8 protein-coding genes are annotated in these 13210 nt (G+C 70.2%); 3 read left to right on the forward strand and 5 right to left on the reverse strand.

From position 1 onward, the window contains the following. Positions 1-25: 25 nt before the first annotated feature. From ACZ5ID_RS35285 to ACZ5ID_RS35305, 5 genes are all read right to left on the reverse strand, one after another. Complete coding sequence (locus tag ACZ5ID_RS35285; protein ID WP_468906429.1) at positions 26-3136, reverse strand: FG-GAP repeat domain-containing protein; 3111 nt, start codon at positions 3134-3136, stop codon at positions 26-28. Between the two features lie 163 nt (positions 3137-3299). Then, on the reverse strand, positions 3300-3773 hold the full coding sequence (locus ACZ5ID_RS35290) for a hypothetical protein (protein ID WP_468906431.1): 474 nt from the start codon (positions 3771-3773) through the stop codon (positions 3300-3302). A gap of 408 nt (positions 3774-4181) precedes the next feature. Then, on the reverse strand, positions 4182-4661 hold the full coding sequence (locus tag ACZ5ID_RS35295; protein WP_468906438.1) for a hypothetical protein: 480 nt from the start codon (positions 4659-4661) through the stop codon (positions 4182-4184). Further along, on the reverse strand, positions 4658-8938 hold the full coding sequence (locus ACZ5ID_RS35300; RefSeq protein WP_468906440.1) for a DUF6531 domain-containing protein: 4281 nt from the start codon (positions 8936-8938) through the stop codon (positions 4658-4660). The genes ACZ5ID_RS35295 and ACZ5ID_RS35300 overlap by 4 nt, the downstream gene beginning before the upstream one ends. Continuing rightward, positions 8935-9309, reverse strand: coding sequence for a hypothetical protein (locus tag ACZ5ID_RS35305; RefSeq protein WP_468906442.1), 375 nt, complete (start codon positions 9307-9309; stop codon positions 8935-8937). Before ACZ5ID_RS35305 ends, ACZ5ID_RS35300 begins: the two co-directional genes overlap by 4 nt. Before the next feature lie 485 nt (positions 9310-9794). Here ACZ5ID_RS35305 and ACZ5ID_RS35310 point away from each other — a divergent pair, with 485 nt between their 5' ends. From ACZ5ID_RS35310 to ACZ5ID_RS35320, 3 genes are all read left to right on the forward strand, one after another. Beyond that, positions 9795-9917 (forward strand): hypothetical protein, encoded by a 123-nt coding sequence (locus ACZ5ID_RS35310; protein ID WP_468906444.1) that lies wholly within the window; start codon positions 9795-9797, stop codon positions 9915-9917. Between the two features lie 556 nt (positions 9918-10473). Beyond that, positions 10474-10932 carry a hypothetical protein gene (locus ACZ5ID_RS35315; RefSeq protein ID WP_468906446.1) on the forward strand — a complete coding sequence of 153 codons (459 nt, stop codon included), beginning with the start codon at positions 10474-10476 and terminating at the stop codon, positions 10930-10932. Positions 10933-10941: 9 nt separating this feature from the next. Then, on the forward strand, positions 10942-13200 hold the full coding sequence (locus ACZ5ID_RS35320; protein ID WP_468906449.1) for a WXG100 family type VII secretion target: 2259 nt from the start codon (positions 10942-10944) through the stop codon (positions 13198-13200). The last annotated feature ends 10 nt before the right edge of the window (positions 13201-13210 follow it).

Below are 13210 nucleotides of genomic sequence, written 5' to 3' on the forward strand. Positions count from 1 at the left end.
GGCCCCCTCACGTCACGCCTGGCCGTCAGAAGAGGTGGTTGTACATCTGCCAGCCGCCGCCGATCCGCTGACGGGCGGCGAAGTTGCCCTTGCCGTCGCCGGTGTACGACCACAGCACACCGTCCGTGCCCCGTGCGAGAAGGTCGGGCCTGCCGTCCGCGTTGATGTCGCCCGCGCCGACCAGGGCGTCGTAGACCTGCCAGCCGCCGCCGACCTTCACACGGGTGGCCAGCCGGCCGCCGCCGGTGCCGGGGTAGAGCCACAGCACCCCGGCCGCGTCCCGGGCCAGCAGGTCGGCTTTGCCGTCACCGTTCACGTCGCCGGCGCCCGACGCCAGCAAGTACCCCTTCCAGCCTTCGCCCACCTTCACCCGCGCCTTGAAGTTGCCCGAGCCGTTCGCCTCGTACAGATAGAAGTCGCCCGTGGCGCTCTCGCGCGCGAGGACGTCCGCGTGGCCGTCGCCGGTCATGTCGCCCGGGGAGGTCAGCGCGTCGAAGATGTTCCAGCCCCCGCCGATGGACGTATACGGGGTGGTGGGAGTCAGGGCCCTGCCGCCGGGCCGGTAGGCGCGGAGCTCGCCACTGCTCAGGCGGACCAGTACGTCGTTGGAGGCGTCGCCGTCGACGTCGTCGTACGGCACCGCGGACGTCACCGTGTTCGTGCCCGTCCACCCCGATCCCGATACCTTCGGGTCGACTCCGCCCCGGCCTGTACCGGCACGGAAGTCCGCGTTGCCCGAGGGCGTGAGGGCAAGCAGGTCGCCGATGCCGTCGCCGCCGACGTAGTCGCGCGGAGCGGGCGCCGCACCGGCGAGCTGGAGGTCACCGGTACGCGTCAGGGCCGGCCCGTGGCCGTCGGCGGGCAGCGCGCTCAGCGTCCAGGTGTACGCCCCGTCGACAGCGGGTCGCCCCTCCTCGGTCCGGCCGTCCCAACCGGTCTTGATCAGGCCGCGGGCCTCACCGCCCGTAAGGGTGCGGACCGTGGCGCCTGTCGTCCGGCTCGTGAGAGTCAGCCGCCAGGAGGCGGCGGGCCGAGAAAGCCACCAGCGGGCCGCCCAGGAGCCGGACCTGACGTTCGCGGTGGCGGGGAGATCGGCGTCGATGACGGCGAGCGGGGACGTTCCCGAGCCGGAGGGGACGATGTGGGTGACCCCCTGCGCGTCGCTGTAGACGAGCGGCCCGCCGAAGCGGTCCACGTCCCAGCCGGTACCCGCGGTCGAGCCGGCGACCTGGCCGATGGACCGGGAGGTCGGCGCGGAGCCGCTGACATCAGTCATGCGCAGGGTCCCGTCGGCCGCGGACACCAGGTAGCCGTCGCCCAGCCGCGTCTGCTCGGCGTAGGGAAGCGGACTGGTACGCGCCGTGGCGGTGTCATACACACCGGCCTGCTTCTCCGCGTCACAGGCCCAGTAGATCCGGCTGCCGACGGCCTGCAGGTCGGTGAGGTCGCAGGAGGCGAGCCTGACCGGGGGGACGCCGGAGCTTGTGGCGCCCAGCGTCGTGACCCGCACACGACCGGGCTCCCCGGCCGCTTCGGTGTACAAACGGTTGCCCCACAGCGTGACCGCCTCGTCCGCGTAGGGCTGGGTGGCCACCGTCTTGCCGGAGTCGATGTCGACGACCGACAGGATCTCGGGCTGGGACGGCGCCGGGTCGTCCACCCATCCGGAGAACGCCGCGTAGCGTCCGGAGGCGGCGACAAGAGTCTTGAAGCGCGCCTCGGGCCTGAACTCCCGCCCCGGCAGGGGCTGTCCGTCCTCCACGACGCGGATCGTGCCGGTGGTCCACAGCCCGGTCAGCGTCCGGCCGTCCCCCGTGGCCAGCAGATGCGAACAGGAGGAACCGTCGCAGAAGGGATTCTGTGTTTCGGTACCGCGGTCGACTCGCGGCCCCGCCGTCAGGGGGGTGCCGGTCGTAAGCGTCATGCCGCGCAGTCGGTACGGCGCCCCGGGCACAGGCATCGCGTCCAGGGTGTTCACCTGTCCTTGGGCGACCGCTGTCACGGCGGGTCTGGCCGGGGCGCTCGGCAGGTCCGCGACCTTGACCGGCTCGGGCCCCGCCCCTTCCGCACCCGCGCGGATCGCGTAGACGGAACGCGCCAGGCCCTCACCCGCCCGTGCAATGAGCACCCGTCCGCTCGGATCGAGCACGGAAGCCGCTGTCGTCCGGTCGAGGATGCGGTGGGGTTCGCCGCCGTCCGCGGGCGCCGCCCAGACTCCGTAGGCGAACCGCTTCTTGTCCTCGGGCTGCTGGACAGGCTCGGCCGGCCGGGCCAGCAGAACCTGCTCGCCGAGCAGTCCGAGCAGGTGGTCGCCCTGTCGGTAGGCGATGTGGAACTCACGCTCGGGTCGCGTGTCGGCGGTCAGCCCCCAGAGCTGGACCGTGCCGTCCTTCAGCAGACGCAGCACCTTCCCCTGAACGAGAAGGGTCGAGACGGCGTCCGCTGACGCGGTCACACCGACCAGGCGCACCTGCGCGCTGGAGTCCACCCAGAAATGGTGCTGCGCTCCGCCCAACTGGTACGAACCGAGGGCGCCTTGTCCGTTGCGGTACATGGGCCCGCGAAGCAGCGTCGCGCCCTCGGGGAAGCCGGTCACCCGGCGTGTGACGGTCTTCCCGCCCTCCGCGGTCAGCAGGTACCAGCCCTCGCCGTCCGGGGCGGACGCGGACGTGGCGGTCAGGGCGGTATCGCCGAAGACCCCGACGAGACGGTGGTCGGACGGCAGGTAGACCGTTTTCGACGTGCCGTCGCGCATGTCACGAAGCTCGACGAAGAACTTCCCCGCCGCGTCGTTGCCGTACAGTCCGACGTAGTCGGAACCCGTGCCCACGGCCTGGTAGTGCCAGTGGTCGTGCGGGATCTCCTTGACGCTGCCATCGGCGTACGAGGTCCACCGGTACTCGCCCCGGTAGTTGCCGTACTGCCCTTGGTAGCTCCCGCCCAGAACGCCGCTGTCCCCGGCGCTGATCAGCGTGCCCGCATCCTCCAGGGCGTACTGCTCGGCGGGAACCGCCACCTCTGGAGGCGCGGTGTCGGCCGCGACGGCGGGCGCCGCCATCAGCGGTGCGGCGCCGACCGCGATGCCGACCGCCGTGACAGCGGCGGCGGCAGCCCGTACGAGTGTGTGGCGTCTCAAGAAGTGCTCCCCAGAGGTGTCGCGGCATGGGGGAGCCACCACGTGAAGTGGTACGGCGCGGCCGAATAGTGAAAGCAAAGCCCCCCGGCTTGCCCCCCCTGCAAGTGGTTTGACCCTACAACAGCCCTGTACAGGGAGGAGATCAGAGGGGGATCAGCAGGGATCAGAAGGGATCTCGGGCGAAGCACAGCCACAGCCCGCGGATCAGAGCGCCTGCCACCAGAGCGGTGATGACCGGGCCCGCGAGGAAGAGGGTCAGGCCCGCCCCGATGTTGGCGCCGATCACTCCGGCGGTGACGATGCGCCAGCCCACGCCCAGCAGGATCCCCGCGACGAGCAGCGGCAGGAGGACCTGCCACCACCGAGGGTCGAACGGCCCGCGCCAGCAGGTGCGGAGCAGGAAGGCCGCAGAACCGACGGCCAGCAGCAGCGAGACCACCCCCAGCGCCGTTTCCGGTCCCGGGCCGAGGGAGAAGGGGCGAACGGCGTAGTCGAGCTCGGCCGGCGCGACCCCGTCCACGCCTTGCTGCCCGACCAGCCACCAGGCGGCGACGGGCACGGCCGCGACCAGCCCGGCAGCGGCGGCGGCGACCGGGAGACCCCGGGGGGAGCGGGCACGTATCGAAGTGGTGGGCATGCTGCCATCGTTGCTGTGCGGCCGACGGGAGGCATGAGTGCGGATACTCATTTCGTCGACGGCCATCGAGGATGCGCGCGCCGGTTGGCCCGCTGGATCCTCAATGGCCTGGCCCGATCTCCAGGCGTGGCCCGAACGGCGCGTCGGCGTTGCCGGTGGCGAAGTAGATCCAGAGCCTGCCTGCGTGGCCCTGCCCGGACAGGTCTCCGGGTGTCTGCTCGCAGTGGAGATCGTCTTCGCGAGCGACCTGGGGGGGTCGGAGTCGAATGGCCGACGACCACGGGTTTCGACGATGAGTCGACCATTGCCCTGTGCGGGCCCCGGCCGTGTGACGACGACACTCGGGTTCCGTCGCCCAGGTCCGCTATCCGCAGGCCGGCCCCATGGGGCTACCGCCAGGACGCCCGCTCATCCCGTCTCCGCCGCGCCGGACGGCTCTCCCCAGATCGCCTGGAGATCGCGGGCGCGGACGGTGATCGTGGCGTCCGTCAGGGCGATCTCGTGGAGACAGCCGCCGTCGTCGGCGGGCAGGATCTCGTCCAGGAGTACGGCGTCGGCCCGCATCCAGTCGATCTCGTGGTCGTAGGCGATCGCGAAATGGACCACGCCCGTGTAGGCGATACGCAGGCCTGCCTCGTGCTTGAACTGGTTTGGTGCGAATTCGAGGGTGAGTGTGCCGCTCTTGTCCGTCGCGATCCGGATGTCGGCGAGCTCCAGGTCCTTCACGCACCGTGGCGCGTTCCGGCGGTAGTGGTCGCCGTCGCGGGCGAAGGCGCGGGCGCCGGGCGGCAGTGCCTCTGCGAGCTCCGGGAGAGCTGCGAGGTAGGCGGTGGCGTCCGTGAAGAATCCCTGGAACGCGTCGTCCCAGGCAGCCTTGACGTATTTCATTTGCAACCTTCTGCTGCGAGACGAGGGCGTTGCCACTTGTCGCCGGAGATGTCCTCGGTGCCCTTGGGGCCGACCCGGCCGGTCCTGCGCAGGGTGTCCACGGCCCGCCCCTTGAGGGCGTTCTCCACACTGGGCGGAACCTGAACGTCTGCGGCGGTCGTGCCGTGCTTGTTGAACCAGCCGTCGCTGCCGAAGATACCGACTTCACGACCGGATTTATCGTATACGTGGATCTCGAAGTCGGTTCCCTTCGTCCCCTCCTGCCAGGTGTCGAGGCGCCCCCGGTAGCCGGAGCCGAGGTCCAGTGGGTCCTTCGGGCCCTTGGGCGCCAGGCCGAGCGGGTCGATCCAGCCGGTGGCGTTGAGGACGTAGGCGTGGTGATCGGGAGCGGGCTCCAGGCCCAGCGGGTCCGGGCTGAGGTAGCGGGCCGTTTCCGGGTCGTAGTAGCGGAAGTGGTTGTAGTGCAGGCCCGTTTCGGGGTCGGCGTACTGGCCGGGGAAGCGCAGGGGGCATTCGACGGTCGGCGGCTCCGGGCCGGTGGCCAGAGCGGTGCCCCACAGGGCCGGGCGCAGACTCCATGCCACCTGCCCCTCCGCGTCCACCAGTTCCATGGGGGTGCCGACCGGATCGGTGACGATCCCGTGGAAGGTGGTGGTGCGGTCGGCGCTGGGGTCGGCGGCCAGCTCCGCCAGGAGGGAGCCGCCCGCCTTGCGCAGCAGGGGACGGTGGTCGGTCTGGGTGAGGGGCCGGTGGGAGTCGGGAGCGTACTCCCAGGTGGTGACCCGCCCGTCGGGGAGTTCTTGCTCGGCGAGCCGGTTGTCGTCCCACGCGAAGGCCGTTCGCCCCGCCGACGAGCCGTCGCCGAGCAGCCGGTCCTTGGCGACGCGGCGGCCGAGCGGGTCGTAGGTGTAGTGCCAGGTGTCGCCGTCCGGGGTGGTGGCCGTCACCAGGCGGTCCTCGGCGTTCCACGCGTAGGTCCAGGTGCGGGTCTGCCCGTTGAGGAGCTTGCGGGTCTTGCGGACGAGGCGGCCCTGGGCGTCGTGCTCATACGTGGTACGGCCCGCCCGCTTCACCAGGGTGCCGTCGAACTCGCGCTCCCCCGCGGCCGGATGGGCCGGCGTGGTGGCGTGGGTGAGGTTGCCCGCCGCGTCGTAGGCGTAGGTCTCGGTCCAGCCATGGGCCCGGACGCCGGTGACGCGCCCCACCGGGTCGAGGTCGAACCTCCTCGTGCCGGAGGTGAGCTCGCGGATCTCGGTGAGGTAGCCGTCGGGACGGTAGGCGTAGGCGCGGTGCTGGAGCAGACGGGCGGGGTCGTCGGGCCGCCCGGCCAGGGACTGGACGGCGAGGCGGCCGGTGGAGTCCCAGGTCTGGGTCAGGGTCACCGCGTCACCGATGCGGCGTTGGGTCTCCTGGCCCGCCGCGTCGTGGGCGAAGGTCAGCGTGCCGGCCTCGGAGCGCAGTTCGCCGAGGTGGCCGGCCGCGTCGTAGGACCAGTGGGACGTGAGGCCGGACGGGGTGGTGCGGCGGGTGCGCCGCCCCAGGGTGTCGTAGGCGTACGTCGTGGTGCGGCCGTGGGCCGACTCCGACAGGACGCGGCCCAGTGCGTCCCTCACGTACGTCACTTCTGTGGTCGAGTTGGCCGCACGCGTCAGGTCACCGGCCTCGTCGTAGGCGAAGGTGACCACCTCGCCGCCGCCGTCGCGCTGTTCGGTGATCCGGCCCAGCGCATCACGGGTGTAGCGGAGGGTGTCGCCCGCGCCGTTGGTGCGTGAGGTCAGTTCACCGGCCGCGTTGCGTGTGTAGGTCAGGGTGCGGCCGTTGAAGTCGGTCTCGGAGGTGAGACGGCCCGCTGCGTCGTAGGTATACGTCCAGGTCAGGGCGTGCGGGTTGGTGACCTGGGTCAGGAGCAGCTCGGTGTTGTAGGTGAAGGTGTAGGTGGCGCCGTCGGGGTCGGTGCGGGTGGCGGGGACGTCGAAGCGGCCGGCCGTGTGGCGGGTGGTGTGGCCGGCCCGGTCGGTGTGGGTGAGCGGGTTGCCCTCGGCGTCCCACGTCCAGGATTCGACGGAGCCGTCGGGGTGCTCGCGGCGGGCCGGTTTGCCCTCGGGGGTCCAGGTGGTGCGGACCGTCCGGCCGAGCGGGTCGGTCACGTCCGTGATGCGGCCGAAGGGATCGCGCCGAACGGCGGTGGTATGCCCGAGTTCGTCCGTGACGGCCACGGGTATGCCCGCCCGGTTCGTCTTCACCGCGCGCACCGCGCCCACCGCGTTCGTCACCGAGGTCAGGTGGCTCGACTCGTCATAGGTGTAGGTGGTGCGGGCGTCGAGCGGGTCGGTGGTCGTGAGGAGGTTGCCGCGTTCGTCGTAGGTGTGGTGCCAGGTGGCGCCGCCCGGCTCGATGACCTCGACGGCCTGGCCGCGCTCGTTGTAGGCGGCGCGGGCCACCGAGCCGTCGGGCAGGGTGAGCTCGGTGAGGTTGCCATGGTCGTCGTAGGTGTACCGGGTGGTGCGGCCGAGGGGGTCGGTCACCGTCAGGGGTTTGTCGCCGTGTTCGTCCCACTGGGTGCGGGTGGTGTGGCCGAGGGCGTCGGTCTCCTCGATGACCAGGCCTTCGGCGTTGTAGCGGTGGCTGGAGGTGTGTCCGAGGGAGTCGGTGTAGGTGGTGGTGCGGGCGGTGTCGTCGTAGGTGAGGGTGCCGCAGAGGATGCCGTCGACACCGTCGGTGCGCACCACGCGGCCGCGCTCGTCGTAGACGTAGGAGAACCAGGTGCCGTTGCGGTCGGTCCAGCGGGTCATCCGGCCCTGGTCGTCGTAGGCGAACCTGAGGGGCTTGCCGCTGGAGTTGATGACCTCGCTGAGGTTGCCGGCGTCGTCGTAGGCGTAGCGCATCACCACCGTGCCCGCGTCGGGCGGGAGCTGGCCGGTGTAGCGGTCGGGGGCGTGCTCCAGCAGGCGCAGGGCGGTGATGCGGGGGCCGTGGGAGTCGACGGCGAGGTAGTAGCCGCCGGAGTGGCGGATGCCCTCGGGGACGCCGCCGGCATTGCGCTCGATGTCGATACGGGCGCCGTTGCGGTCCTGCCAGGCGTCGATGGGCAGGTGGAAGATGCCGGGGGTCGCGGAGTTCAGCGGGGTGCTGAAGGAGCGGATCACGCCGGTGGCCGGGTCGGTGACGGTCATCACGCCGTCCGGTTTGCCGTCCCACTTCAGGGGCCAGCGCGGGCCCTTGACCGGCAGTACCGGCTCGCCCGGCGTCGGCACCGGGTAGACCAGCCGCATACCGTCCGCGCCCGCGAAGACCACGCCCTCGCTGTCGATCTGGACGCATTCGTCGAGGGTGGAGATCCAGGTGGGGCCGAAGCACACCCCGCCCCGGTAGGAGGAGAGGTGGGTACGCTCGAAGGCGAACGGCAGGGAGGCGGGCAGGGTGAGGTCGGTCTGCGACATGAGCATCGCGCCGGTCGCCACGTCGATCGGCTCGCCCACGCATGGGGTGCGCTCGCCGTTGCGGGCGGCGGGGCCCAGTTCCACCAGGTCGGGGCGGAGGGAGGGCGGGCGCAGCATGAACGGGGTGGGGTTGGTGAAAGCGCCCTCGACGCCCGCCTTGAGCACCCCGCTGCCGGCGCCCAGCGCTCCGCCGAAGATCATGCCGTCCTTGGCGGCCTGGTTGATCTCGTCCAGGCTGAAGCCGCTCTGCAGACCGGTGGCGATCTTCAGCGGCTGGGCGACGGCCAGGTCCACGGTGACCGACTCGACGCCGCCGAACGCCGCCGCGACCAGCGTGCCCGCCGCGATCTCCGCGACCGTCGTGGAGACCGCGACGCCCAGCGTGGCGCCCATCTCGATGATCACATCAGCGGCGGCCACCGCCGCACCCGAGGCCAGGCCCGCGGTGACGAACGCCAGGGCGATACCGCCCGCGATCACCGCCGCGTCGATACCGATCTGCGTCCACAGCTTGGTGATCGCGTCGTCCACCGCGTCCGCGAACTTCTCCAGCCCCTCCGCCATCTTCCGCGAAGCCTTCGACAGATCGCTGAGCCAGCCCGCGTCGTTTCCCTTGGCGTACCGCTCCCAGAACGTGGTGAAGGTCCCGATCGCCTCGCCCTGGTTGTTGTGGATGAGCGAGCTCGCGGTGTTGTTGACCGGCGTACGCACGTCGTCGACAGCGTCCGCGAAGGTCCGCCACGCCTGCGCCGCGTGCCGCAGGGTGCCCGAGTTGGCGTCCGGCCACCACATGCCCAGCTTGAGCAGGACCTTCTTGGCCTCGTCCTCGATGCTCACTTGGCACCGTCCTGGTGAGGCGCGTGCGGATCGTGCGACGAATCCCGCGGCTTCACCTTGGCGAACATCCCGGCGATCAGCTCATCGTTGTCAACATGCCCGTCCGACATGTCGATCATCGCCTCGTGGATGCTCGTCAGCCCGAGCACCAAGATCCCCGCCCCGCGCTCGATCGCCTTCTGCTGCGGCTCGTACGCGTCCCCGAACGCCTTGCCCTGCTCGTCATCGCCCCAGGGCTTGCCGAAACCGTCCAGCGCCTTCACCAGATTCGTGAGCGCCGTGCTCAGGTTCTTCGCCTGCTCGTGGAACACCGGCGCCGACAGCTTCAGATCAGCCGTCTTGATGTCCAGAACCTTGCCGTCGTCGCCCACCCGGCACCTTCCCCCGTCGAACCCGCACCCGCCCCTGCCATCTGCGCGTGCAACTCCTCGACCGTAGGGGGCCAGGGTCAAGGGACCGCAAAGGAGTTGTCGTGGGAACGTAACAAAGAGCAGGTCGGAGCCGTGTTGTCGACCTGGCCTCACCGGCCATGAGTGAGGGGAGGGGGCCGTCATAGCGGGCGTTGCGTACGACTCGATGGCCGCAAGGTGGCGTTCTCACGCGGCAAGTCCTGGGTGCACGGGCGGTCGAGCTGCTGGGGTGTGCGTCCACCCGCTACAAGGGGTCCGATTTCACCGGGCAGGGTAAAGGCAGCCTCCTGGGGGGGTACACCGGCGGGGTCCAGGAGATCACCATGGCCCTGTGGGTCGACCCCCGTACCAGCCTGCCTGCCTGTCCGGACGGAAGAGGCGATCGGGGCCGCCCACGTCGAACCGACTTTCGAGTGCGGTTGGGGCTGAGGTTCGGGGAGAGCGTCGTGCTGCCGCTTCGGGTCCTCGCCACCAACGTGAGCGCCACCTCGCCGCTCCGGGCGCTCGTCGACGAACTGAAGCGCCAGCACCCGGAGTTTGCTTCGAGTCTGGCCGTACCGACCATGTGAGTCACAGGGAAGTACAACCGGGCCACTGGCCTCGGCGGGATCGCGCCTCGTCGGGGTCCGCCGTACGGGCGAGCGTTCCGAGGTGACCTCGACGGTACGCTGGCGGGCATGCGGCCGTTGGTGAACTGGGCCTTCGGCTTCCCCACACACGATGGATGCGCCACCCGTCCCCCAACCAGGGCGGTGCGCTACCCGCAAGCGCGGCGGTGGACACCGCGACGCTCACGGTCCAGCGCCGACCGGCGACGCGGTTCGGCGCTGGACCGGGGCGGCCCGTGGATAGCGCAGGGCGTCAGGTTCTCGGCCGAGAGGCGGGGACGGAAAGTCCGTGGCATTGACCATGCATCTCTTCGACGAGGCTGGTTACGAGCCGACGCGGTGGGCGCCGGCTCGGCGGTGGTCTGCGTGAGGGCGGGGGCTGGGGGCCGGGGGCTGGACGAGGCCTCGGGGCGGGTCTGGAACCGCACGCCCCAGAATGGCGTCAATTCCCAACGCGCGCTCTGTGCACGGTAGTTACGATGCCGGGTAAACGCCGGACCCGGGGGAGGGGTCGTCCGTGAGGTTTGACGAGGAATGGGCGTCGAGCAAGGCGGCAGCGGCGCGGCAGCTGGGGAGTACGCGCCTCGACGGGGCGTACGACGGACCTTTTCCGCCGTCGCCGGGGGATGACAAGGACCTGAACTCCAGCCCCGCGCGGAAGGCAACCGCCGCCAACGACATAGAGACGGACTTCGAGCCCAACACCAGAAGGGCCGGGATCTGGGCGGACGAGGCGAGCATCTCGGCGGCCAAGGCGTTCGACGGATGGGCGACGGCGGCCGGGCTGACCAAGGCCCAGGACGCCTGGTTCAAGTCGGTCACCTCGCTGCTCGGCAGGCTGGCCGGGGAGAAAGCCTCGCTGCGCGGCACGAACAAGCTGTACTTCACCAACGACATCTGGGTCGCCGACGACTTCGTCCCCCTGGTAAAGCCGTCCCAGCTGAACCAGATCTCGCCGCCGCCCTCCCCGCGGTAGGAGGCAGGCATGCTGACGTACGAACTGGTCATGAAGACGGACTTCTCCCATCTCAACACCGCCGCTGCCAAGTGGGACGACATGGCAGGGGAGTTCAAGAAGCTGGAGGACCGGTACAGGAGCCAGGTGCAGAGCGTGAGCCTGGACGGCACCTGGACCGGCCAGGCCTCGCTGTACTCCCGGCCGAACTTCGCGACCACCCACGCGCAGTACGTCGCGGCCCAGACCGAGGCCAGGGCCGTCGCGTCGCTGTTGCGGGACGCCTATGCGCAGTTCGTGGACCTGAAGAAGAGGGTGGAGTCGGCGCGGGAGGACGCCATAAGGGCCGGGATGAAGGTCTCCGAGGCGGGCCGGGCGAGTTTCGACTACAGCAAGGTGAGTGCGAAGGAGGGAGACACCGTCCGGCACGACCCGGGGCTGAGCAACACGGAGAACGCCTGGTCCCTGCACATCGCCCAGGCCGTCTCGGCGGTGAACGACGCGGACCAGGGGGTGCGGATCGCCCTGGAGGCGGTCGGCATCGACTCCGACTTCCGGGACGGGGAGACGAACGGCTTCAACGCCCGGGCGAGTGGCGACGTGGAGCACTACGAGGCCGAGGCGGCGATCCCGCTGGCCCGCAAGATCAGCAAAGGCGACAAGCTGTCTCCTCAGGAGCTGGCCGAGGCCGCTTCGCTGTTCAGGGACAACGAGCACGACACGGTCTTCACCCAGACAGTGCTGCAGAGCCTGGGTCCGGACGGGGCGATCAAGTTCACCCGGCACGTGGACGACTGGGCGCGCTCCGACAACAACCACAAGGGCGACTACGCGGCCCTGGAACGCGATTTCGCCAACTCCCTGCTCACCGCGACCGCCGTCCCCGGCAAGGTCTCCGACATGCCGCCGGGGTCGGAGAAGTACCAGCAGTGGCTGAACAGTCCGGAGGGGAAGTTCTCCAAGGACTGGATGGAGGGGATGGAGAAGGCAGGTGTCCACAACTACGGGGACAACACCCGCCCGCTGCGCGGGTACCACATCCTCGCCACGCTGATGCAGAAGGCCGACGGCCCGTACGACGACCAGTATCTGAACGCCCTGGGCGATCAGATGATCGCGGCCGAGAAGAAGGGCGGGCACGGCCTGTTCGACACCTGGGGCGCCGACTACAAGGGCATCGCGCCGGACCCGATCGACGCGCTGATGGGCGTGATGAGCAAGAACCCCGACGCCGCGACCTTCTTCTTCGACCCGGCGGACAAGGCGGGCGCCGACCACCTCAAGTACCTCGTGGGGCACGGGCACGGCAGCCGGGAATGGCCCCAGCACTTCGTCTCGGCAGGGCCCGCCACCGCGCACATGGACCTGCCCAACCCGCGGGCCGGGCTCGGCGCGGCGCTGGAGGCCGCGGCGACGGGGCATCCGCCACTCGGCCTGCACCAGGACCCCTATCCGTTGCCCGGTCACAGCCCGGCCGAGGCGCGGGTGATGGACGCCATCATCAAGAACCTGGACCAGGGCACCGGCACCACGGTCCCGGCCGACCTGCGCGACCCGGTGGCCAAGGCCCTGGCCGAGTACACCCCGGACACCCACGAGATCCTGGGCGGATCCGGCGGCGGGTACGTCGACCACCTGGCCGACGGATCGTGGACGGACGCCGACGGCATGGCGCATCTGGCGACACCGCCGGGCAAGCTGGTACAGGTCATGCGCGGCCTCTCGGAGGACCCCGCCGCCTATGCCGACCTCAACAAGACGGAACTGCGCTACATCGACCAGCAGTTGCACCTGATGCCGCAGGGCGCGACGGGGTACGACCGCAGTGTGCCGCTCTCCCACGCCGGGTCCGTGCTCGGCACGTACACCGCGATACGCGAGGACCTGTTCAACGACGAGCGCGTGGGGGAGTACGCGAAGGCCGACTGGAAGGCCAAGGTCGCGTACCACCTCATCGGCGGATCCGTCACGCCGTTCTATCTCACCTGGCGTGGGACCAGCATCGCCGTCGGCGACTCCCTGCAGCGCGATGTCGACGTCCTCGCCTGGCAGTGGGGCAACGCGTTGAAGGCGAACGCCGACTCCAAGGCCAACGAGGGCATCTCCGACACCTTCATGCAGGCGGACACCCAGATGAAGTCGATCGTGGGCGGCTGGGGGAGCGGGCGTTTCAACACCAGCACGCCGGAGGGGCAGTTGCAGGTGAACGGCTTCATCACCGACATCATGCACGGGCACACGGACGGGCTGACCATGGCGCGCGGCTACCTCACCGACACCACCAACTGAGGTGGCGACG

It is taken from the genome of Streptomyces sp. NPDC031670 (assembly GCF_055580545.1).

Bases quoted from the DNA above. Each gene is read 5' to 3' on its own strand.
- ACZ5ID_RS35320 (WP_468906449.1), top strand. From the start codon at position 10,942: ATGCTGACGTACGAACTGGTCATGAAGACGGACTTCTCCCATCTCAAC.
- ACZ5ID_RS35295 (WP_468906438.1), bottom strand. From the start codon at position 4,661: ATGAAATACGTCAAGGCTGCCTGGGACGACGCGTTCCAGGGATTCTTC.
- ACZ5ID_RS35290 (WP_468906431.1), bottom strand. From the start codon at position 3,773: ATGCCCACCACTTCGATACGTGCCCGCTCCCCCCGGGGTCTCCCGGTC.